The following is a 20,258-nucleotide window of genomic DNA, read 5'->3' as shown; positions in this document are numbered from 1 at the left end:
CTGTTGGCAACCATATACGCCGGGTTGCCGCCAATCGCAAGGCCCCCCGCGCAAGGCTCATCCGAACCACCAGCGTTCCGCCGCGCGCAGGTTGTCCAGCGGGCGCAGGGGGCTGACCTGCGCGGGCTGAGCGACGGCGGCGCTGACGGCCTGCACCGGGTGGCGCGCGTCGGGCATCAGGTGAATATCCGGCAAACCGGCAAGCGCGCCCGCGTCGCGGATATCCACCGCGTCGACCAGATATTCGCCCAGCGCCTGGCCTCGCACCGGTTCGGAAGGGATCGAGGTCAGCTCGACCTCGTCAAACCAGCCCGCCGTGCCGTCGCGGTAGTGGCTGGCTGTTCGCGTCGCCAGAACCTGCTGGCCGGGCCGGAACCGGCGCAGCTGGTAAAGCCCGGTGCCGATGCCTGCCTCCGGTGCGTGGGCGGGCCGGATCACGTACTCAGGCCCCGACAGCATCAGCGGCAGCCCGACGTTCGGTACTTCCAGGGTGATTCTCAGCTGGTCGGGGCGCATTGCACGCACCTCTCCCGCCACCAGCCCGCGCAGGCTGGCCACCGCATCCGCCGCCGTAAAAGCAGCACCGTCATGGAACCGTACCCCGCGACGCAGGTCGAAATCCCAGACCCGCGCATCGTCCGAGGCCTGCCAGCCCAGCGCGAGTTCGGCGCGCAGGGTGCCATCTGCGGCCACTTCGGTCAGGGTGTCATAGATCAGCCCCTGCCGCGCCACCTGCATGAACAACCCATCACCCTGCGACCACGAATCGCTGCGGGACCCGCCCGACAGCGCCATTCGCAAACGCCCGCCACGTGCGGGCACGCCCGCCGCGCCAACGCCCGTCGCGGCCAGCAAGGCCGCCGCCGCAGCGCTGGAAAAAACCGCGCGGCGGTCAAGAAGGGTGGTCCTGCGGCTCATAGCTTTGCGATCCTGTCCATGGCGCGCACCAGCTCCGCACTGATCCCCGGTTCCGACAGGGCATGGCCCGCATTGCGCACCATCAACAGCTCCACACCGGGCCAGCGTTCCGCGATCCTGTGGGCGCTGACCGGTGGACAGATCATGTCATACCGCCCCTGCACGATGGTGCCGGGGATATGCGCGATACGCGGCATGTGTTCCACGATCTGGCCGTCGAACTCCAGAAAGCCCGCGTTGGTGAAATAGTGATTCTCCAACCGGGAAAAGGCGCGGGCATAGTCGGACGGCCCCTCATGCGATGCCCCGGACGACTGGATCGACGCCAGCGCGTTTTCCCATGCGGCCCAGGCCCTGCCAAAGCGCTGCTCAATCGGCAGATCGCCCGAAAACAGACGCCTGTGGTAGGCCTTGATCAGGTCGTCCTGTTCTTCTTTGGGAATCAAGGACACGAAGCGGTCCCAGACCTCGGGCCAGAATTTCCCGGCGCCGCCGCCATAGAACCAATCCAGCTCCGACTGCGTCATCAGGAAAACGCCGCGCAAGACCAGGTGGCGCACGGCATCCGGGTGCGTCTGGGCATAGACCAGCGCCAACGTCGCCCCCCAGGACCCGCCAAAGACGATCCAGCGGTCGATCTTCAATTCTTTGCGAATCATCTCGATGTCCGCGACCAGGTGCCAGGTGGTGTTGTCCGTCACGCTTGCGTGGGGGCGCGACCGTCCACAGCCGCGCTGATCAAACAGAATCACCCGGTAGACGGAGGGATCGAAATATCGGCGCATCGACGGGCTGCAGCCGCCGCCGGGGCCACCATGCAGGACCACAACCGGAAGCCCATCCGGGTTGCCGCATTGCTCGTAATAAACCCTATGCCCCTGCCCGACCGACATCATCCCCTGATCGAAGGGGTCAATGGGCGGATAAAGATACTGCGCCGCGCGCATTTGGTCGGGATACTTGTCCATGGGGGACCTATATAGTGTCCAAGTCTACAAGAACATAGGAAGCGGAAAATGCAAATGTCTCGAACAACAGTTGATCCGTCAGAAATTTCCAAATTCGAAGCCATGGCCGCCGAATGGTGGGATCTGAACGGAAAGTTCAAGCCGCTGCACATGCTCAATCCCTGTCGGCTGGATTATATCACCAGCCAGATTGCCGGGGAATTCGACCGCGACCTGAAAGCTGCCGACCCATTCGAGGGCCTGCGAATCCTCGATATCGGCTGCGGCGGCGGGCTGCTGGCAGAACCGATGGCGCGGCTGGGCGCGGATGTGGTCGGCGCCGATGCGGCGGAAGGGAATATTCCTGTGGCACGGGTCCACGCGGAACAATCCGGCCTCGATATCGACTACCGCCACACCACTGCCGAAGCGATGGCAGAGGCGGGCGAACGGTTCGATGTTGTCCTCAACATGGAAGTGGTCGAACACGTCGCCTCCCCCATTGATTACCTGACCGCCTGCCATGACCTGCTGAAACCGGGCGGGCTGCACATCTGTTCGACAATCAACCGAAATCCGAAATCCTTTGCCATGGCGATCGTGGGAGCGGAACACATCATGCGATGGCTGCCGAAAGGGACACATGAATGGTCCAAGTTCATCACCCCCGACGAATTGTTCGACCTGCTGCGGCAGGCAGGGCTTGAGCCGGTGGACCGCAAGGGGTTCGTATTCAACCCCATCGCATGGACCTGGCGGCTGTCCGACAAGGACCTGAGCGTGAACTACGTGACGGCAAGCCTCAGGAAAGCTTGATCCGGATTTCGCGCAGGATCGGCAGGGCCGCGCGGGTCTGTTCCTCGCCCAGGCTTTCCACCACCTCGTTGATCATCGGCGCGATGGCAGCCACCGCATCGTCGCGTGCCTGCCGCCCCGCCGGACTGATCGCGACCATCTTGCGCCGCGCATCGTCCCAGTCCGGGCGGATGTGGACATAGCCGGACCATTCCAGCTTGGTCAGGGTGTTGGTCATCGCCCCGCGGGTGACACCGAACCGTTCGGCCAGCCGCGCCGGGCTGCTTTCATCGCCCTGCCAGGAAAGATGGTTCAGCACCGAGAAATGCGAAATCTCCATTCCCTTCGGCAACACCCGTGTCAGACGACTGCGCACAGCGTGATCGGCCGCCAGCAACTCGCTGAACAGCATGATCGCAACTGTCTGACTGTCATCACTCATCTACCGACCTGATCAAGAAGCCACTTCAGGCGCATCAAACATGCGCGCGTTTGCCATGCTGGGGACCTTGCCCCGCACTTTCGCGACATCATCCATATCCAGGACAAAGTTGTAAACGCCGGCTGTGTCGCCTGCATCCAGCAGCACCTCGCCCCAGGGCGACACCACCAGCGAATGACCATAGCAATCCCGCGTCTTGTGTTCGGCGCTGGCATGGGTGCCCGTCTGCGCCGGGGCTATCACGAAACAGCCTGTCTCAATCGCCCGCGCCCTGAGCAGCGCATGCCAGTGGGCCGCACCGGTCACCGGCGAAAACGCCGCCGGCACGGTGATGATCTGCGCCCCTGCGCGGGCCAATGCGTTGTAAAGCAGCGGAAACCGGACATCGTAACAGATGCTCAACCCGATCTTGCCAAAGGGCGTGTCGGCCACCACGGCCTGCGTGCCCGGACGGTAGCCCGCCGATTCGCGATAGGTCTCGCTCTCGTTTATCTGCACGTCGAACATGTGGATCTTGTCGTATCGCGCCACGATCCCCCCCTGCGGGCCGATCAGAAAGGACCGGTTGGCAAAACGCCCGTCCGCGTCCCCGGTCTTGAGCCCGAGCGACCCGATCAACAGCCAGATCCCCGCATCCGCCGCCGCCTTGCGCAGGGCGGCCAGGGTGATGTCCTCGTCTTCGTGCAACAGCACGTCCTGCTGGTGGCTGCGGCTGGTCGACACGCAATTGGTCACTTCCGGCGTCAGAACAAACTCTGCCCCGGCGCGCACCGCCTCATCCAGCATGGCCAGCGTCTTGCCAAGGTTGTCCCCGGGGTCATCCGTGACATTCAGTTGCAGGATCGCGCCTTGCATCATGCAGCCAGCAAGCCATCCAGCTTGCCCTCGCGTTCAAGCGCGAAAAGATCGTCACATCCGCCCACATGGGTCTCCCCGATAAAGATCTGCGGAACGGTGCGCCCTCCGTTTGCCCGCTGGATCATTTCGGGTTTGCGGTCGGGGTTGGCCAATACGTCCACCTCGGAAAAGCTGACACCCTTCTGGTTCAGCAACCGTTTGGCGGCATGACAGAAACCGCAAAGCGGCGATGTGTAGATTTCGACGGGTTTCATTCGATATCCCTTTCAACAAGAAACGCTTAAAGGGGATTTAGGTGTCTTTGGCCACGCGCGCCAGTGTTACCACACAAACAGGTCCCGAACCTGCCGAATGACAGGCCTCCGTCGCGGCGGCCAATGTCGCGCCGGAGGTCATCACGTCATCCACCAGCAACACCGGCCGGTCACGGACCACGTCGCGCCGGGCCGGGTTGAGGCGGATGGCATTTTCAAGGGTCTTGCGCCGTTCCTCCCGGCCCAGACCGTCCAGCGTGGGGGTCGCACGATACCGTTGCAGCAGATCGACACAGCACAGATGCCCCGATTCCCGTGCCATCGCGCGGGCCAGCAAAGCCGACTGGTTGTACCTGCGCCTGATCCTGCGCCGCCAATGAAGCGGAACCGGGGCGATCAGGGTGTCGGGCTGCAGTACAGGTCGCGCAGCTGTTGTCATCCAGCGGCCTGCGGGCCGCGCAATCTCCTGACGGTCCCCGTGTTTCAGCGCCAGCACCAGCTTGCGCCCGGTATTGGCGTACAACAGTGCCGCGCGCCCCTGCACCCAGGGGCGCGGGCTTTGCAGGCAGGAATCGCAGAATAACACGTCGCCCCCCGACAGGCCGGGCAATGGCGCGCCGCATTGGTCACAGATCGTGCCGCCGATGAAAGACGTGTCGCGCCAACATGGTCCGCAGAGGCCAAAGTCGCTTTCCACGATTTCACCGCAGGTCAGACATCGCGCAGGATAGATGGCGTTCAACGCGGTTTGCAGTCTATCCAACAACGGCATATTGACCTCCCATGACCACGCCATCGCCCCTGACCGACCTGACTGCACTGGCCCTTCGCCGCGCGCGCGCAACGCCCGAGGCGCTGTTCCTGCATCAACAGGCCATCGACGAGATTCAGGATCGGCTCGGGATGGTTAACAAGTCCTTTACCGCGCCGGCCGTGGTCACGGATTTTCCCGCCGTCTGGGGTGACCTGCTGCCAGAAGCGACGGCTGTTCCCGCCTCGGATGTCCTGTCGCTGGAGGTGGGGGCGCATGACCTTGTGATCCACGGCATGTCGCTGCATTGGGCCAATGACCCTGTCGGGCAGCTGATCCAGTGCCGCCGGGCGCTGCGCGCGGACGGTCTGTTTGTCTCTGCCGCTTTTGGTGGGCAGACCCTGCAGGAATTGCGCGCCTGTCTGGGCCAGGCCGAAGCCTCGGTCACCGGTGGCATGTCCCCTCGTGTCGCGCCCATGGCCGAACTCCGCGACATGGGCGGGCTGCTGCAGCGGGCCGGTTTTGCGCTGCCGGTGGCGGATGCCGTGCCTCTGACCGTTTCCTACCAGGACGCCTGGGCCCTGATGCGCGACCTGCGCGCGATGGGCGAATCCAACGCCCTGTCAGCACGGCTGCGACGGCCCACCGCCCGCGCCGTGATTGAAACCGCGGCAGAGCTTTATCAAAACCATTTCAATGATGGCGAAGGCCGTGTGATTGCCACCTTCGAACTGATTTTCCTGACCGGCTGGGCCCCGGACGAAAGCCAGCAGAAACCGCTGCGGCCCGGTTCCGCACAACAGCGTCTGGCGGATGCCCTGAACACGGATGAGACAAAGTTGCGCAATTGACCCTGCGTTGAAACCGGCTATTTCAGCACGACACTGGTGACCAAGGACAGAATTATGCAAGCCGCGCGCCCGCAACATGCCAACGCCGACCATCCCGCTGTCCCCAGGGAACGTGTCGGCGTTCTGCTGGCGAACCTCGGCACGCCTGACAATTATGACTACTGGTCGATGCGCCGTTACCTTGGAGAATTCCTGTCGGATCGCCGGGTCATCGACTATTCCCCATGGCTCTGGCAGCCGCTGCTGCAACTGGTCATCCTCAGCAAACGCCCCTTCACCAGCGGCGCCGCCTACAAGAGCATCTGGAACCATGCCACCGGCGAAAGCCCGTTGATGACCATTACCAAGGCGCAGACCGCCAAGATGGCGACAGCGCTGAAAGAACGTTACGGCGATGACGTGATGGTTGATTTCTGCATGCGTTACGGAAACCCGTCAACGCAGTCCAAGGTTGCCGCAATGACTGCGGCAGGCTGCACGAAGATCCTGTTCTTTCCGCTTTATCCGCAATACGCAGGGGCAACATCAGCCACGGCCTGCGACGCGTTCTTTGCCGCTTTGGGCAAGGAAAAATGGCAACCGATCGCGCGGGTTGTCGAACCCTACTTTGACCGCCCCGACTATATCGAGGCGCTCGCCCGATCTGTCGAACGCACCTATGCCGCAGCAGAGAAGCGGCCGGATATCCTGATCTGTTCTTATCATGGTGTCCCCATCCGCTACCTGATGGAGGGCGACCCCTACCATTGCCAATGCCAGAAAACGACGCGCCTGCTGAAAGAGCGGCTGGGCTGGGACGACACCCAGATCATGACGACTTTCCAATCGAAATTCGGCCCCGAGGAATGGCTGCAGCCCTACACCGTCGAAGAAGTTGCCCGGCAGGCCAAAGCAGGCAAGAAGACCATCGCGGTCTGCGCACCCGCCTTTTCAGCGGATTGCATCGAAACGTTGGAAGAGATCAACGAAGAGATCAGGGAAAGCTTTGAAGAGGCGGGAGGCGAAAGCTTTACCTATATCCCCTGCCTCAACGATGAAGACGCGCATATCGCGGCGCTGTCCAACGTGGTTCAGGAAAATCTGAAGGGCTGGCTGGACTGACTGGCTGAACCTGCGACGCAAGTTGCCCTTGCCGGGACACATGCCCCAGAACGCAAAAAAGGCGGTGCAGAACACCGCCTTTTTCGATTTAGATGTCGCTCTGAATTAGTCAGAAGCAACAGCAGCGGCAACAACGGCCAGCAGCAGCAGAGGAACCAGAACACCGGAAGAAGAAGAAGATGCTTCTTCAACGATGACGGGTGCTTCCACGATCGGCTCTGCCAGCGAACCAGCGTAAGCAGTCGATGCAGCGGCTGTCAGAGCAGCGGCGAGAACGAGTTTTTTCATAGTATAACCTCCAGAAAAGGCGTGTTGCACAATTGTGCACGCACGCACCCAAGACTTACCTCGTAAAACTTTCTAAACAGCATAACCGGGGGATTGCAAACCCGGATTCCGTTTTTGCGCCTTACAAGTCCTGAAATGTCGTCAAATAAGCAACACTTGCGTGCCGACCTTGGTCATGCTGAACAATTCAGCAATGTGTTCATTATAAAGACCAATACAGCCGTTCGACGACCGCCGTCCGATCTTGCGGGTGTCGTGGGTGCCGTGGATCCGGTAGTAGGTCCAGCTCAGGTACAGCGCGTGGGTGCCAAGGGGGTTATCCGGGCCCGGTCCGATGAATTCGGGCCACTCCGGATTGCGCTGCAGCATGGACGGCGTCGGCCGCCAGCTTGGCCCCACGACCTTTTGCACAACACTTGTCCGGCCGCGCCGCGTCAGGTCCTCCGTCAGAGGGACCGAGGAGGGGTAAAGCTTGTAGACGCTCTGATCTTCCGACCAGAAATGCACTGCGCGGCTGTCGATATCGACCAGAACCGCACCGTTGCGGGTGTTGTCGAAATAGGGGCGCCAATCCAGCGTCCGGAAGCTGGAGATGTTGCGGCGGACCGTCTCGGTAAGATCACGTTCGGTCTGGGTTGTCGCCTCGGAGTTCACGTTTGACGAGGTCTGTGCCAAAGCGGGCGAAGCGATCAGGGCGGCGGATCCTGCAAGGAAGGCCCGACGGCTGCTTAATTTTTGGTGCTTGTCGGACATTATCATGTCTCCATCAAAAAGGAATTTTGAGATTCTTCCCGATATATGACCCCAAAGCCTCAGTATCAAATCAAAGACCCGTCATCAGGCAAGGTAACGCCGATGTGCGTTTGAACTGCAACGCTGTCCGCTGTAGGAGGGGCAAAACAAACTCGTGGAGCTATGCCGTGATCCGTATCCTGTCCGTCCTGATGGCAATCTGCCTCGCCTTGTCTGCCTGTGCGCCAGTCACCCCCCAAATTGGCTCTGATGGCAAACCGCTGCCCAAGGCCTATCGCATCCGCGCCGGCGAAACTGGCAAGATTCAGTTCAGAATGCTTGATTCCGTCAATGCCCTGCGCAGCGCCGCCGGACAGGCGACCGTGGAACTGAACCCGCAGCTGAACGCTGCTGCCGCCACGCATTCCCGTGACATGTCGGTACAGAATCGGCCCTGGCACTTCGGCTCAGACGGGTCCTCCCCGATCGACCGGATCGCCCGCGTCGGCTATACCGGTCACCTGATCGGCGAAACGATTTCCGAGACCTACGAATCGGAGCTGGAGACCCTGGCCGCCTGGATGGAGCAACCGGATACGCGCCGCGTCATCATGTCGCCGGATGCGCGCAACATGGGCTTTTCCTGGTTTCAGGAACCGGGTGGCAAGATCTGGTGGACGCTGGTGATGGGGAACTGATCGGCAGTTCCCCTGCCCTTCACGGGTTCAGCAGGATCGGTGTACCGTCCCGCACCATCGCATAGATGTTTTCGATATCCTTGTTCCGGACAGCGATGCAGCCCCAGGTCCAGTCGCCCTTGTCCTTGCGCGACGGGTGTTTCTGGCCGTGGATGAAGATGTCGCCGCCGGGCTTCTGACCCAACTCTTCCGCGCGCCTGCGATCCTCTTCGTTGGGATATGAAATCCCAATCGACAGGTGGAAACGGCTGTTCGGATTGCGGCGATCGATGATGTAGGTGCCTTCCGGCGTCTTGCCGTCGCCTTCGACCGTCTTGTGCCCGACCGGAGCAAATCCAAGATGAATCGGATATTCCTCCAGCACCCTGTCATGATGCAGCAGCCACATCTTGCGATCCTGCTTGTTCACGACGACATAGGTGACTTCGGGGCCGTTATAGCGCTTGAACTTGCTGTTGCTGCACGCACCCAGTGCCACCAGCGCGGTGCCGCCCAGAATAAGTGTTCTGCGTTTCATTTGTTTTCGATCCTGCCTGACGGGTCAAATGTATCTTTGTTCCCCGCTATCACATACCCTAAAACGGGCTGTTCAAAAAGTGGTGAGACACAAGAATTTTCACACTGCGGCATCAGAACCGGGCGCAGAGGCTATCTGGAGAAACACGCGGCAAGTTCAACATGTGACGACCAGCGAAACTGGTCCACGACCTGCACCCAATCCAGCGTATATCCACCGCCCACCAACATTGCGGCATCGCGCGCAAAGGTCACCGGATTGCACGAAACATAGGCAATACGCGGTACTTTGGCCGGAATGATTTCCACCACCTGCCGCTCGGCTCCGGCGCGCGGCGGGTCCAGCACGATGGCATCCATCCTGGCCAGTTCATCCGGCAGCATCGGACGCCGGAACAGGTCGCGCGCCTGGGTTGTGACCGGTTTCAGCCCCTCGGCCATGCGCCATCCGTGATCGAGCGCTTCCAGCATTTCCGCTGCGCTTTCCACCGCCAGGACACTGGCGTTTTCCGCCAGGGGCAATGTGAATGTTCCGCATCCGGCGAACAGGTCGGCAATCCGGGCCGCCGGGCCAACCGCCTCCCTGACCGCAGCGCAAAGCGCCGCTTCACCCTCTTTGGTGGCCTGCAGGAATGCGCCCGGCGGTGGCGTCACCCTGGCCCTGCCGAAATGCTGCACCGGGGGCACGCGCATCGCGACGGTCTCATTATCCCAGCTCAACCGCGCAAGCCCAAGCTCTTCGGTCACCTGTGCCAGGGCCTGGCGCAGGGGCCCATCCAGCGGTTTGCCCTGCGCAGCGGCAACATCCAGCCCCGCATCGCTTTGCGTGACCGTCACGGCCAGCGCCGCCTTGCGGCTGGTGCCGATCATGGCCAACCGTTCCGCAATGGCCAGACCAGCCATGAGATCGGGATGCAGCAGCTTGCAATCGGGAATCTCGACGATCACATCGGATGCACGGCCGTGGAACCCGGCCATGGCGCCCTTCTTGGTTCGGCGCGCGGCAAAAGCGGCCCTGCGGCGCGACTGCGGCGGGGAGGTGACGATGGGACGAAATTCAGTCTCTAACCCGTGGGCATTCAACGAAATCCGAACGAATTCCTGTTTCCAGCCCGCAACGAAATCATCCGAGGCATGCTGCAACTGACACCCGCCGCAGGACTTGTAGTGGCGGCAGGGTGGCGACACCCGTTGATCCGATGGCGTCACGATCCGGACATTGGTAAGCGTCTCGCCCTCGACCTCGCCGGAAACGATCTCGCCCGGCAGGGTCATGGGCGCATAAATCGGTCCACTTGCGATACCGTCACCGTGGTGACCCAAACGAATGATCTGATGTTCTGTCATACCAGCGCCATATCCTGTGCACGGGCATAGAAAAAGAGCCTATTCCGCCGCCGCCAGATCAAGGAACCCGCCAGACTGCCGGTGCCAGTAGCGGGCATAAAGCCCATCCTCGGCCAACAGGCTCTCATGCGTCCCCTCTTCAACGATCCGGCCCGCGTCCATCACGATGATCCGGTCCATATCCGTGAGCGTGGACAGGCGGTGCGCCACGGCCAGCACCGTCTTGCCCTCCATCACACGGGTCAACGCAGCCTGGATCGACGCTTCGACCTCACTGTCGAGCGCGCTGGTCGCTTCGTCCAGCACAAGGATCGGGGCATCCTTGAGAATGGCGCGGGCCAAAGCGATCCGCTGGCGCTGACCGCCCGAAAGCTTCACACCCCGCTCACCCAGATGCGCATCGTATCCCTTGCGGCCCTTGTGGTCCTGCATGTTCTCGATGAACTCATGCGCCTCGGCCTTGCGCGCAGCCGCGATAACCTCGTCGCGGGTCGCGTCAGGCTTCCCGTATCTGATGTTGTCAAAGGCTGAGCGGTTGAACATCGCGGTTTCCTGCGTGACCATGCCGATCTGCCGCCGCAGGCTTTCCTGCGTCACATGGGCAATGTCCTGACCGTCAATCAGAATACGGCCCTTCTCCAGCGGATAGAGCCGCAAAAGAAGCGAAACCAGGCTGGACTTGCCCGCACCCGACGCCCCGACCACACCCAGTTTCTCCCCCGGTGCAATGGTCAGCGACAAATGCTCGACACCGCCGCCGCCGCGCCCATAGGTGTAACGCACATCGTCAAAGACGATATCGCCCTGCGCCGCCTCAAGGTCGGTCGCGTCCTTGGCATCAAGAAGGGTCTGCGCCGGGGTCAGGGTGCGCATCCCGTCCTCGACCTCGCCCAGGTTGGCATAAAGCGCCATCAACGTGAAACTGACCCAGCCGGTCATCTGCGCGAGGCGCAGTGACACGGCGCCGGTGGCAGCGATGTCGCCGGCAGTCACCAGCCCCAGAGACCAATACCAAAGCGCACCACCCACCAGCAGCACGGGCAGCAGGCCTGCAATTGTCATCAGCCAGAACCGGAACGAAACGCTGACCTTGCCAAAGGCCAGCGAAGTATCGCGAAACCTGCTCATCGCGCCCAGCGCGGCGCGGTCTTCATGCTCGGCATGGGCAAACAGCTTGACCGTTTTGATATTGGTGATCGTGTCGACCACCTGCCCCGTCACCATGGCGCGGGCAGAAGCACGCGCCTTTGACCGGCTCCGCACAAGCGGCATGTAGCGGCGGATCAAAAGGACGTAGCCCCCCATCCACACCACCAGCCCCAGCGCGATGCGCCAATCCACTGTGCCCAGCAACATTACCGCCCCGACAAAGGACGCCAGCGCAAAAAGAACCGTGTGGATCATCTCGATCACCACATCGGTCAGGGCGCGCCCGGTCTGCATTTCCTTTTGCGAGATTCGGCCGGCAAAGTCGTTGTCAAAGAAGGTGACCGCCTGCCCCAGCGTATAGCGATGCAACCGCGACAGGACGAGGTTGAACACATTCGGCCCGATGACGATGGACTGCATGAAGGAGCTGGCACCAAAGAGCGCCGGGCGCAGGATCACAAAGAAGGCCAGAGACAACAGCAAGATACCCGACTGATCCCGAAAGACCGACCCCGCGTCAGAAGACAGCGCCGCATCCACGACCATGCCAAGGATCAACGCTGCCATCACCTCGACCACGCCAGCCAGGATCGACAGCACCGATGCTGTGGCCAGCGCCGGCCCGGACCCCTTGAGGGTCCAGCGGAAGAATCCCATCAGGTGCCGCGGCGGCGGGCTGTCGCTTTTGGAAAACGGGTCGATCCAGTTGGCAAGTCTCACGCGGGTGTCTCTTCCATATCCATCGTCAGGAAGCCGCCGGACTGGCGGTTCCAGAAATCTGCATATAGTCCGCCCTGGGCCAAAAGCGCGTCATGAGTGCCGTCTTCGACAATAGCACCTTGATCCAGAACGATAATCCGATCCATTTCCGCAATTGTGGAAAGCCGGTGTGCAATCGCGATCACCGTCTTGCCCGCCATCATGCCATAAAGCGTCTCCTGAATGGCCGCCTCCACCTCGCTGTCGAGCGCGCTTGTCGCTTCGTCCAGCAACAGAATTGGCGCGTCTTTCAGGATCACCCGGGCCAGCGTGATCCGCTGGCGCTGCCCGCCGGACAGCTTTACGCCACGCTCGCCCACACGCGAATCGTAACCCTTCCGCCCTTCGGGATCGACGAGATCCTGGATGAAATCATGCGCCTGCGCCTGCTTCGACGCGGCAATCATCTGGGCCTCGGATGCTTCGGGATTGCCGTAGATGATATTGTCGCGCACCGACCGGTGCAGCAGGGAACTGTCCTGCTGGACCATGCCGATCTGCCGCCGCAGGCTGTCCTGGCGGACGGTCGTGATGTCCTGCCCGTCGATCAGGATCTGGCCTGCCTCCGGGTCATAGAACCGCAGCAACAGCTTTACCAATGTCGACTTTCCCGCACCGGAACGGCCAACAAGGCCAATCCGCTCCCCCGGTTTGATGGTCAGGGAAATGTCGTTCAGCCCGCCCGAATAGCGCCCGTAGTGATGCGACAGGCCCTTGATCTCGATACGGCCGTGTTCCAGCTTCAGGGGTGCCGCACCTTTCTGGTCGGTCAGCGTGACGGGTTGCGCAATCGTCTCCATCCCCTCCGCGACCACGCCAAGCTCACGGAAGAATGACGACAGCGCCCACATGATCCAGCCGGTCATGGCGTTAAGCCGCAATGTCAGCGCAGAGGCCGCTGCAACGACACCGACACTGGCCTCGCCCGCGATCCAGAGCGCCAGCGCCCAGCCGACAACGCCCACGATCAACACGCCATTCAGGGCCACCAGAACAACATCCATGACCGTAAAGATCCGCATCTCGTTCTGAATGGTGACGCGGGTCTTCTCGATGGCTTCCTTGGCAAAGCTGACTTCCATGTCGTGATGCGCGAACATCTTGACCGAATGGATGTTGGTATAGGCATCCACCACGCGCCCGGTCACCATGGACCGCGCATCAGATGCGGCCTTGGACGCGGGCCCGACACGGGTAACAGTCCATTTCACAAGCGCCGCGTAAAGGGCAAACCAGATCAAAAGCGGCACTAACAAGCGCCAATCAGAGGTGGACAGCAGAATCGCCGCGCCGATCATATAGGCCAGCGCATAAGACATCGCATCGAACACCTGGAACACCACTTCACCCGCCGCGGGCGGCGTCTGCATGATGCGGTTGGCGATCCGGCCGGCAAAATCATTCTCGAACCAGCCGACGGACTGGCGCAGCACATGCCGGTGGGCGCGCCAACGGATCAGCGTGCCAAAGTTCGGCAGAATGGCGTTGTTCAGCAAGGCCACGTCGAACCCCTGCAAAAGCGGGCGCAGGATCAGCACGAAGGCCGCAACGCAGATAAATTCGATGCCGTGATCGGCCCAGATCTGTGCGGGATCGCTATCCAGCAGATCAACAAGACGGCCCATGTAATAGATCAGCCCGATTTCGATCGCGGCAACAATGATGGACATCACCCCGGTGAGCAGGAAGACCTTTTTGAAAGGGACGGAATACTCACGCAGAAACGGCCAGAGCTTGCGTGGCGGCGTATCAGACTCTGAATAGGCAATATAAGGGTCGACGAGATTCTCGAAAAAACGAAACATGGCAGGGGCCTTAGGCAGAAACAGCAAAATGCACCGGCGCGCCGAGCGAGCCAGTCGGGACGTGGGTTATGTCAGACTTATCTGAACCAGATCCCGCGGTACATTTTGCAACCCTCCAAGTTTATGCATTTACATTTATTGGATGCGCTCTGTTCTGTCGAGACCTCAAAATGTACCAATCAATGCCTCGCGGCTCAGGGCAAAGCCCGAGGCGATCCATTTGCTTTCCAGTTCCGCCAGGCGCGCGCCCAGCGCGGGCCCCTGATATGCCGGCATGAGATCACGGGCGGAGACCGGAAACACCGCCCGGGCGGCGCTCTGAATCGTCTCTAAACAACCTTTTTCCGGCAATTCACCGTTCATGGCACAGCGCATCAGCAGCACCTGTTCGGCGATGCGGAGGCCATGACGATAGGCGACCTCCGCCAGGGGCGGTCCCATCCATCCGATCTGATGCAGCAAGGCGAGATCCCGCGCATCCGACTTGCTGAGGCGCAACCGTGCCGCGATGTCATCGCCGCCCAGAACGGCAAGTCGGCCAGACCAGTCGGGGGTAATGTTGCAGATCGATTCCAGATGTACAAAGGGTGCCAGGAACCTGTCATCACTCCCCGGCAGGATGGCGTGCAAAACACCGATGGCCCGCATGACGGCAACCGCCTGCGACGGGTCGGGCGCACCCAACAGCTTGATGATCTCCTGCCCGACCCGCTCCGCCGAAAGCGTCTCTAAACCGTGCAGATTCTCTGAAATGCTTGCCAGCGTGTCCGGCTCGAAACCACCGTCCAGGTCCGCGTAATAGGCGCAGAAACGAAAGTACCGCAGGATGCGCAGGTAATCTTCCCGGATGCGGGCGGCGGGGTCTTCGATGAAGCGGACCCGGCGCGCCCAAAGGTCCGGCAGACCGCCCAGCGGATCCACCACCACCCCCTGCGGCGTGGCATAAAGCGCGTTCATGGTGAAATCTCGCCGCCGCGCATCATCTGCAATATCCGTGGAAAAGGCGACAACCGCACGACGCCCGTCTGTTTCCACATCCCGCCTGAAGGTCGTCACCTCGAAAGCGGTTCCATCCTGCACGACGGTCACCGTGCCGTGGTCGATCCCCGTGGGAACTGCCCGCATCCCGGCCCTTTCGGCCAAGGCCATAACCTCTTCCGGGCGTGCATCCGTTGCCAGATCCACGTCGCTGGCGGGCGCATGCAGCAAGGCATTTCGCACGCAGCCACCCACAAAATAGATATCGAAACCCGCCTCCGTTACGGCGCTGCACACCGCCTGAGCGGCGGGATCGCGCAGCCAATCGGTATCGGCTGGAATCAGGTTTTCATCCGCTCTGTCCATTCCCGCAACATACGCGCGGTTGCACCCCAAATGTAATAGGGACCGTAAGGCACGGTGAAATAGTGCCGCAGACTGCCGCGCCACCGCCGGGACTGCACCAGGTAGTTGGCAGGGTCCAGTACATGCGACAGTGGAACAGAAAACACCTCTGCCACCTCGCCGGGCTCGGGCCTGATATCAAATCTGTCCCGGATCAGACCGATCACCGGCGTCACGGCAAAGCTGGTGACCGTATCATGCACCGGCAGCGTGCCCAGCACCTCGACATTTTCAGGCGGCAAGCCGATTTCCTCATGCGCCTCGCGCAGCGCCGCAGCGATGCTATCGGCGTCACCCGGGTCCTGCTTGCCTCCCGGAAAGGCGATCTGCCCCGGATGATGTTTCAACGCGGAAGATCTTTTTGTCAGCAACAGTTCCAGCCGGCCATCGACCAGCTGGATTGGTGCCAGAACCCCGGCGGGCCGAGACACACGCCCCTCGGGCAGGACCACGTCGGGGTTCAGGTCGAAATCTGATGTCGCCACGCCCGGATGCAGCAAGGCTGCGCGGATGCGGTCAATCTGATCATTTGCCATTCTGCCCTTCCGCCTCGAAACCGACTGTGGCCGGGTCGAGATCGTAATGGGCGCCGCAAAACTGGCAATCCGCCGTGACGCGCCCCTGATCCGTGGTCATCTTTTCGATGTCCCGGGCCGAATAGATCGAAAGGCTCTGGCGCACCTTTTCCTCAGAGCAGCTGCAGCCAAAACGAACGGCCTGCGCGTCAAACACCCTGGGCTGTTCCTCGTGAAACAGCCGCAGCAAAAGATCCGTGGGCGGGACGCTGGGCCCGATCAGCTCCAGGTCTTCAACCGTATCGAGCAGGACATTCACCCGGTTCCAATTTTCCTCGTCCTCACCATCGACAAGGTCATGGGCCTGCAGCACCTCGCCCGACCCTTCGCCCTTGGCGGCAAAAGGCGACGCCTTGGGCATATGTTGCAGCATCACACCGCCCGCGCGCCAGTGTTCTGCCACGTCAGGGCCGGAGGACCGGCCAAAGCTGAGTGAGAACCGTGTCGGCAGCTGCTCTGACTGGGCGAAATACGCCTCTGCACAGGCCGCAAGGGACCCGCCGTTCAAGGGTGTGATGCCCTGATAGGGGGTCATCCCCTTGCCCTGGTCAATCATGATTGCAAAATACCCTTCGCCCACCTGTTCGAAGGGCGCCGCATCTGTCAGCCGATCCGCATCATAGCTGGCATAGGCTCTGATACGGGCCGATTTACCGTCAGCCTCCGGCGCATAGTAGTCGGTGGCAATCATCCGCACCGCGCCTTTCGACTGCACCTGCAGGGACAATTTCCAGCGCAGTTTGATCGTCTGGCCGATCAGGGCGGTCAGCAATGCCATCTCGGCTACAAGCGCCTCGACCTGCGGCGGATAGTTGTGCTGGCGCAGCACCCCTTCCAACACGCCATCCAGACGGGCCACCCGACCACGAATGTTCGAATGGTCCAGTTGAAACGGCAATACGCTGTCATCCCAGGCGATCTTGTTTCCTGGCAGGGTTGGAGAAGTCATGGGGGTTTCCTTATCGCGGGTCGCTTGGCATACCGCGTCTATATAGGAGCAGCAACCCGGGGATAAAGGGGACGGTCATGATCAGGCGTATGGGCATGCCACCGCAAAAGAACCGTACCTACCGCCTGCGGCCGGGAGCATATGCCATTCTGCCCCTCAAGACCCGTTTCCTGATGACTGCGCAGGTGACCCCGGAAATCGACGTGCAATTGCCGGGCGGCGGCATAGATCCGGGCGAATCGCCAATGCAGGCGCTGCACCGCGAAGTAATGGAGGAAATCGGATGGCGCATCGCGGCCCCCCGCAGGCTGGGTGCCTTCCGGCGGTTCGTCTTCATGCCGGAATACGACCTCTGGGCCGAAAAGCTGTGTACCGTCTATGTTGCCCGTCCGGTGAGAGAGATCGCCGCGCCGACAGAACCGGATCATGTCACCCTGGTTCTCTCTGCCTCGGAATGTATCGAAAACCTGGGGAATGACGGTGACCGGCTGATGTTCCAGCGGTATCTGGCGCTGCAGACCTGAGCCTATGGCGGTGCATCGCCATTGAACTGGAACATGATGCCGGACAGGTCGTCAGAGAAATCAATCGCGCCTGCAAATTCGGACAATTTCCATAAAAGCCCCGACAAAAACGCCTCATCATGCATGTCGCCAAGGCTGGTTACGATCTCCTCCAACCCGGCTTCTCCCAGCATCTGGCCGGTCTGGTCCGGGCATTCCGTAAATCCGTCTGACAGGATCAGCAGCCGGTCCCCCGGGTGCATCTGAACCTCGAATTGCTGAAATGATACGCCGCTGATCAGCCCGACCGGGAAACCACCGGTGCCGAATTGTTCGATATCCCCGTTCCGGCGGCGAATGACGGGGTGCGGGTGCCCGGCCTGTGCAATCTGGACCAACCCGCTGTCCAGATCGACGATGGCCAGCATCAGCGTAAAGTAATGCTCCGTCTCCATCTCGTTCAGCACCAGTTCGTTGATTGCCTGAATCGCCTGTGCCGGTGGCCGGGCAACAAAGCTGTCCTCACCATCCGGGATCAAGGCCACGTTCTGACCCGGAGACGACGCAGAAAGGTAACCGGCCAGGCGTGCGGTCATCAGGGCAGAGCTGATGCCATGACCGGACACATCTATCCCGAACAGGCCCAGTTTTCGCGGCCCGGCTTCGAAAAAGCCGACCAGATCGCCGCCAACATGCCCGCTGGACCGCAGCAACAAGGACAGGGTTCCACCCCGAAAGACCCTGTGCCGTTCGGGCAAAAGCGATTGCTGCAGTTTCTTGGCTTCCAGCAGGTCCTTGTCGAGCGAATCATAGAGGCCCTGAAGCTCGGCCAGAGTGTCGCGGATCATCTGGTTGCTGCGACACAGCTGCCGCTGCGTGTTGATAATGCGTTCGCCCGCCGTGATGCGCGCCCGCAGCTCGGCATTGTCCACGGGTTTGGACAAGAAATCATCCGCGCCGGAGTGCAAGCCCACCGCCACTTCCTCCTTCTCCTTTTTGGAGGTCAGCAGAATGAAATAGGCAAACTGTTCGCCGGGCAGATCCCGCAGGGCGCGACAAAACTCCAACCCGGTCATGCCCGGCATCATCCAGTCGCTCAGGATCAGATCGGGAAGGTTGTCAGCGCAAAGCTGCAACGCTTCCTTGCCCGAGGCGGCCTCGATCACCTCGTACCCCCATTTCACCAATGAACCGGTCAGAAGACGCCGCTGAAGACGGCTGTCATCGACAACAAGGATCCGGGTCTTTGCAACAGGGTTGTCGGCCAGCGTTTCGGGATGTCTGGCCGCGCTGAAATTCCGCATGTTCTGATCGGTTCTCCGCTTCTGTTACGTTCACTGGTCCGGAATGCCCACCATTGGACCAAACAGGTTAAGAGCTCTTAAAAGGTAAAATCCGTGTCAAAGAGCCCCGGTCTGCAAATACATTGTTAATCTCTGAACCTCATGCTGCCCGGGCCGGAGGAACAGGTGCATGATTGACTGGGAAAATGATTGACTGGGATCAGGTCGCAAGGCTGCGCGACGAAGTCGGGGCAGAAGATTTTGACGACATCGTCGCTCTTTTCATCGAGGAGGTTGAAGAAGTGACGGCGCGGCTGGCCAACGGGCAGTCGCCCCTGTCCGTGGAGGAAGACCTTCATCTCCTCAAGGGCAGCGCGCTGAACCTGGGCTTCACCAGGTTCTCCGACCTCTGTCAGACTGGTGAGACTCTGGCCGCGCAGGGTGGCACCAGCCAGGTCGATCTTCATCCGATCCTGTCAGCCTACGCAATGTCCAAGGCGGCTTTCCTGCAGGCCTTGCCCACGGCCTTTGACAGTCAGACCAGTTTGTAAAATTCCTGGACCCTGATTTCACCAAAGGTGTCCAGCGCCTTTGCCCGCAGCGCCTGCATCCCGGCAATCCAGCGATCATGATCCTTTGCCCGATGCACCGCAAAGCCCTGTACGGCCGGATGCGACAGGATCAGAAACCGGTTCTCCTCCACGCCCGCAACCACTGCCTGCGCCACGTCATCGGCGGTCAGCAGCGATGCATCCGGATCCGCGTCAGCATCGCTCATCCCCAACAGGGGTGTCGCGACATATTGCGGGCAGACCACCGACGCCCCGATTCCATCCGCCCCATGGGTAATCGCAAGGGATTCCGCAAAGCTGACGGCCGCGTGTTTGGTCGCGGAATAAGCCGCATCGCCAATCTGGTTCAGCAGCCCCGCCGCCGAGGCCACGTTGACAAGGTGGCCGCTGCCCCGCGCAATCATCTCGGGCAGCAGCGCGCGGGCGGCATAGACATGCGCCATCACATGCACGTTCCAGTTCAACATCCAGTCCGCATTCGGCTGCGAGGCCGCATGAGAGGGGTCACCCCGCCCAAGCCCCGCGTTAGAGACATAGATGTCCACCGGGCCATGCGCCGCCCTGGCGGTTTCGATCAGGTTTTGTATCGCCGCCTCATCCGTGACATCGCAGGCAACCGCAATGCCGCCGATTTCCTCTGCGACCTGCCGCGCCTTGTCACCATCAATGTCGGAAACGCAGACCCGCGCGCCCCTGGCCGCTGCCACACGTGCAATCGCGGCACCAATGCCGCCGCCTGCACCGGTGATGACAACCGAACTTCCCTTGAACTGCATCTGCTC

At 61.1% G+C, this 20,258-nt stretch carries 23 protein-coding genes; 6 read left to right on the top strand and 17 right to left on the bottom strand.

Annotated features, from left to right (window positions below):
• Window positions 1–57: 57 nt before the first annotated feature.
• Together O4H53_RS09645 and pip are read right to left on the bottom strand one after the other, a co-directional pair.
• Window positions 58–918 carry an ABC transporter substrate-binding protein gene (locus tag O4H53_RS09645; protein WP_269363305.1) on the bottom strand — a complete coding sequence of 287 codons (861 nt, stop codon included), beginning with the start codon at window positions 916–918 and terminating at the stop codon, window positions 58–60.
• Complete coding sequence (gene pip, locus O4H53_RS09640) at window positions 915–1,886, bottom strand: prolyl aminopeptidase (RefSeq protein WP_269363303.1); 972 nt, start codon at window positions 1,884–1,886, stop codon at window positions 915–917. Before pip ends, O4H53_RS09645 begins: the two co-directional genes overlap by 4 nt.
• Before the next feature lie 48 nt (window positions 1,887–1,934).
• Here pip and ubiG point away from each other — a divergent pair, with 48 nt between their 5' ends.
• On the top strand, window positions 1,935–2,681 hold the full coding sequence (gene ubiG / locus O4H53_RS09635) for a bifunctional 2-polyprenyl-6-hydroxyphenol methylase/3-demethylubiquinol 3-O-methyltransferase UbiG (protein ID WP_269363301.1): 747 nt from the start codon (window positions 1,935–1,937) through the stop codon (window positions 2,679–2,681).
• Here the strand turns inward: ubiG and O4H53_RS09630 are convergent.
• The 4 genes from O4H53_RS09630 to O4H53_RS09615 are packed head-to-tail and all read right to left on the bottom strand — an operon-like array spanning window position 2,668 to window position 4,986.
• Window positions 2,668–3,102, bottom strand: a complete 435-nt coding sequence (locus O4H53_RS09630; RefSeq protein ID WP_067297619.1) for a MarR family winged helix-turn-helix transcriptional regulator — start codon at window positions 3,100–3,102, stop codon at window positions 2,668–2,670. The two genes, ubiG and O4H53_RS09630, sit on opposite strands and share 14 nt — an antisense overlap.
• 12 nt (window positions 3,103–3,114) lie before the next feature.
• On the bottom strand, window positions 3,115–3,957 hold the full coding sequence (locus O4H53_RS09625) for a carbon-nitrogen hydrolase family protein (RefSeq protein ID WP_269363355.1): 843 nt from the start codon (window positions 3,955–3,957) through the stop codon (window positions 3,115–3,117).
• A complete protein-coding gene (grxC, locus tag O4H53_RS09620; protein WP_269363297.1) occupies window positions 3,957–4,214 on the bottom strand; it encodes a glutaredoxin 3 in 258 nt (85 codons plus the stop codon). The genes O4H53_RS09625 and grxC overlap by 1 nt, the downstream gene beginning before the upstream one ends.
• Before the next feature lie 37 nt (window positions 4,215–4,251).
• Window positions 4,252–4,986, bottom strand: coding sequence for a ComF family protein (locus O4H53_RS09615; protein WP_269363295.1), 735 nt, complete (start codon window positions 4,984–4,986; stop codon window positions 4,252–4,254).
• 11 nt (window positions 4,987–4,997) lie between these two features.
• On the opposite strand from O4H53_RS09615, the gene O4H53_RS09610 reads away from it, so the two are divergent.
• On the top strand, window positions 4,998–5,816 hold the full coding sequence (locus tag O4H53_RS09610) for an SAM-dependent methyltransferase (protein ID WP_269363293.1): 819 nt from the start codon (window positions 4,998–5,000) through the stop codon (window positions 5,814–5,816).
• Window positions 5,817–5,870: 54 nt separating this feature from the next.
• On the top strand, window positions 5,871–6,917 hold the full coding sequence (gene hemH, locus O4H53_RS09605; RefSeq protein WP_269363291.1) for a ferrochelatase: 1,047 nt from the start codon (window positions 5,871–5,873) through the stop codon (window positions 6,915–6,917).
• Window positions 6,918–7,022: 105 nt separating this feature from the next.
• Here the strand turns inward: hemH and O4H53_RS09600 are convergent, their stop codons facing one another.
• Window positions 7,023–7,205: a hypothetical protein gene (locus O4H53_RS09600; protein ID WP_269363289.1), complete on the bottom strand. Its 183-nt coding sequence runs from the start codon at window positions 7,203–7,205 to the stop codon at window positions 7,023–7,025.
• Window positions 7,206–7,346: 141 nt separating this feature from the next.
• Complete coding sequence (locus tag O4H53_RS09595; protein WP_114273992.1) at window positions 7,347–7,958, bottom strand: L,D-transpeptidase; 612 nt, start codon at window positions 7,956–7,958, stop codon at window positions 7,347–7,349.
• A 167-nt stretch (window positions 7,959–8,125) separates the two neighbouring features.
• Between O4H53_RS09595 and O4H53_RS09590 the strand changes: the two genes are divergently transcribed.
• A complete protein-coding gene (locus O4H53_RS09590; RefSeq protein ID WP_269363287.1) occupies window positions 8,126–8,635 on the top strand; it encodes a CAP domain-containing protein in 510 nt (169 codons plus the stop codon).
• 19 nt (window positions 8,636–8,654) lie between these two features.
• Here the strand turns inward: O4H53_RS09590 and O4H53_RS09585 are convergent, their stop codons facing one another.
• From O4H53_RS09585 to hslO, 7 genes are all read right to left on the bottom strand, one after another.
• Window positions 8,655–9,152 carry a L,D-transpeptidase family protein gene (locus tag O4H53_RS09585; RefSeq protein WP_269363285.1) on the bottom strand — a complete coding sequence of 166 codons (498 nt, stop codon included), beginning with the start codon at window positions 9,150–9,152 and terminating at the stop codon, window positions 8,655–8,657.
• A 131-nt stretch (window positions 9,153–9,283) separates the two neighbouring features.
• Entirely contained in the window at window positions 9,284–10,498 is a 1,215-nt protein-coding gene (locus O4H53_RS09580) for a class I SAM-dependent RNA methyltransferase (protein WP_269363283.1), read from the bottom strand.
• A 39-nt stretch (window positions 10,499–10,537) separates the two neighbouring features.
• Window positions 10,538–12,367, bottom strand: a complete 1,830-nt coding sequence (locus O4H53_RS09575) for an ABC transporter ATP-binding protein (protein WP_269363281.1) — start codon at window positions 12,365–12,367, stop codon at window positions 10,538–10,540.
• On the bottom strand, window positions 12,364–14,211 hold the full coding sequence (locus O4H53_RS09570; RefSeq protein ID WP_269363279.1) for an ABC transporter ATP-binding protein: 1,848 nt from the start codon (window positions 14,209–14,211) through the stop codon (window positions 12,364–12,366). Before O4H53_RS09570 ends, O4H53_RS09575 begins: the two co-directional genes overlap by 4 nt.
• Window positions 14,212–14,376: 165 nt before the next feature.
• A complete protein-coding gene (locus O4H53_RS09565; RefSeq protein ID WP_269363277.1) occupies window positions 14,377–15,555 on the bottom strand; it encodes a CCA tRNA nucleotidyltransferase in 1,179 nt (392 codons plus the stop codon).
• Complete coding sequence (locus tag O4H53_RS09560) at window positions 15,531–16,130, bottom strand: CoA pyrophosphatase (RefSeq protein ID WP_269363275.1); 600 nt, start codon at window positions 16,128–16,130, stop codon at window positions 15,531–15,533. The genes O4H53_RS09565 and O4H53_RS09560 overlap by 25 nt, the downstream gene beginning before the upstream one ends.
• Window positions 16,120–17,118, bottom strand: coding sequence for an Hsp33 family molecular chaperone HslO (gene hslO / locus O4H53_RS09555; RefSeq protein ID WP_269363273.1), 999 nt, complete (start codon window positions 17,116–17,118; stop codon window positions 16,120–16,122). Before hslO ends, O4H53_RS09560 begins: the two co-directional genes overlap by 11 nt.
• Window positions 17,119–17,195: 77 nt before the next feature.
• Here hslO and O4H53_RS09550 point away from each other — a divergent pair, with 77 nt between their 5' ends.
• Window positions 17,196–17,642: an NUDIX hydrolase gene (locus O4H53_RS09550; RefSeq protein ID WP_269363270.1), complete on the top strand. Its 447-nt coding sequence runs from the start codon at window positions 17,196–17,198 to the stop codon at window positions 17,640–17,642.
• A gap of 2 nt (window positions 17,643–17,644) precedes the next feature.
• Here O4H53_RS09550 and O4H53_RS09545 read toward each other — a convergent pair whose 3' ends face one another.
• Window positions 17,645–18,925 carry a PP2C family protein-serine/threonine phosphatase gene (locus O4H53_RS09545; RefSeq protein ID WP_269363268.1) on the bottom strand — a complete coding sequence of 427 codons (1,281 nt, stop codon included), beginning with the start codon at window positions 18,923–18,925 and terminating at the stop codon, window positions 17,645–17,647.
• A 185-nt stretch (window positions 18,926–19,110) separates the two neighbouring features.
• On the opposite strand from O4H53_RS09545, the gene O4H53_RS09540 reads away from it, so the two are divergent.
• Window positions 19,111–19,455, top strand: coding sequence for an Hpt domain-containing protein (locus O4H53_RS09540; protein WP_269363266.1), 345 nt, complete (start codon window positions 19,111–19,113; stop codon window positions 19,453–19,455).
• Here O4H53_RS09540 and O4H53_RS09535 read toward each other — a convergent pair.
• On the bottom strand, window positions 19,440–20,252 hold the full coding sequence (locus O4H53_RS09535; protein ID WP_269363264.1) for an SDR family oxidoreductase: 813 nt from the start codon (window positions 20,250–20,252) through the stop codon (window positions 19,440–19,442). The two genes, O4H53_RS09540 and O4H53_RS09535, sit on opposite strands and share 16 nt — an antisense overlap.
• Between the last annotated feature and the right edge of the window lie 6 nt (window positions 20,253–20,258).

The sequence above is a fragment of the Sulfitobacter sp. G21635-S1 genome, from assembly GCF_027213915.1.
In the GTDB taxonomy this organism is placed as follows: domain Bacteria; phylum Pseudomonadota; class Alphaproteobacteria; order Rhodobacterales; family Rhodobacteraceae; genus Sulfitobacter.
This window is presented reverse-complemented; position numbering and strand designations above follow the sequence as displayed.

Coding starts and splice junctions, on each gene's coding strand:
- O4H53_RS09545 (WP_269363268.1), bottom strand. CDS start 18,925: ATGCGGAATTTCAGCGCGGCCAGACATCCCGAAACGCTGGCCGACAAC.
- O4H53_RS09580 (WP_269363283.1), bottom strand. CDS start 10,498: ATGACAGAACATCAGATCATTCGTTTGGGTCACCACGGTGACGGTATC.
- ubiG (WP_269363301.1), top strand. CDS start 1,935: ATGCAAATGTCTCGAACAACAGTTGATCCGTCAGAAATTTCCAAATTC.
- O4H53_RS09560 (WP_269363275.1), bottom strand. CDS start 16,130: ATGGCAAATGATCAGATTGACCGCATCCGCGCAGCCTTGCTGCATCCG.
- O4H53_RS09610 (WP_269363293.1), top strand. CDS start 4,998: ATGACCACGCCATCGCCCCTGACCGACCTGACTGCACTGGCCCTTCGC.
- O4H53_RS09625 (WP_269363355.1), bottom strand. CDS start 3,957: ATGCAAGGCGCGATCCTGCAACTGAATGTCACGGATGACCCCGGGGAC.
- hemH (WP_269363291.1), top strand. CDS start 5,871: ATGCAAGCCGCGCGCCCGCAACATGCCAACGCCGACCATCCCGCTGTC.
- O4H53_RS09570 (WP_269363279.1), bottom strand. CDS start 14,211: ATGTTTCGTTTTTTCGAGAATCTCGTCGACCCTTATATTGCCTATTCA.
- O4H53_RS09600 (WP_269363289.1), bottom strand. CDS start 7,205: ATGAAAAAACTCGTTCTCGCCGCTGCTCTGACAGCCGCTGCATCGACT.
- O4H53_RS09645 (WP_269363305.1), bottom strand. CDS start 918: ATGAGCCGCAGGACCACCCTTCTTGACCGCCGCGCGGTTTTTTCCAGC.
- O4H53_RS09565 (WP_269363277.1), bottom strand. CDS start 15,555: ATGGACAGAGCGGATGAAAACCTGATTCCAGCCGATACCGATTGGCTG.
- O4H53_RS09550 (WP_269363270.1), top strand. CDS start 17,196: ATGATCAGGCGTATGGGCATGCCACCGCAAAAGAACCGTACCTACCGC.
- O4H53_RS09630 (WP_067297619.1), bottom strand. CDS start 3,102: ATGAGTGATGACAGTCAGACAGTTGCGATCATGCTGTTCAGCGAGTTG.
- grxC (WP_269363297.1), bottom strand. CDS start 4,214: ATGAAACCCGTCGAAATCTACACATCGCCGCTTTGCGGTTTCTGTCAT.
- O4H53_RS09535 (WP_269363264.1), bottom strand. CDS start 20,252: ATGCAGTTCAAGGGAAGTTCGGTTGTCATCACCGGTGCAGGCGGCGGC.
- O4H53_RS09595 (WP_114273992.1), bottom strand. CDS start 7,958: ATGTCCGACAAGCACCAAAAATTAAGCAGCCGTCGGGCCTTCCTTGCA.
- O4H53_RS09540 (WP_269363266.1), top strand. CDS start 19,111: ATGATTGACTGGGATCAGGTCGCAAGGCTGCGCGACGAAGTCGGGGCA.
- O4H53_RS09585 (WP_269363285.1), bottom strand. CDS start 9,152: ATGAAACGCAGAACACTTATTCTGGGCGGCACCGCGCTGGTGGCACTG.
- hslO (WP_269363273.1), bottom strand. CDS start 17,118: ATGACTTCTCCAACCCTGCCAGGAAACAAGATCGCCTGGGATGACAGC.
- O4H53_RS09615 (WP_269363295.1), bottom strand. CDS start 4,986: ATGCCGTTGTTGGATAGACTGCAAACCGCGTTGAACGCCATCTATCCT.
- pip (WP_269363303.1), bottom strand. CDS start 1,886: ATGGACAAGTATCCCGACCAAATGCGCGCGGCGCAGTATCTTTATCCG.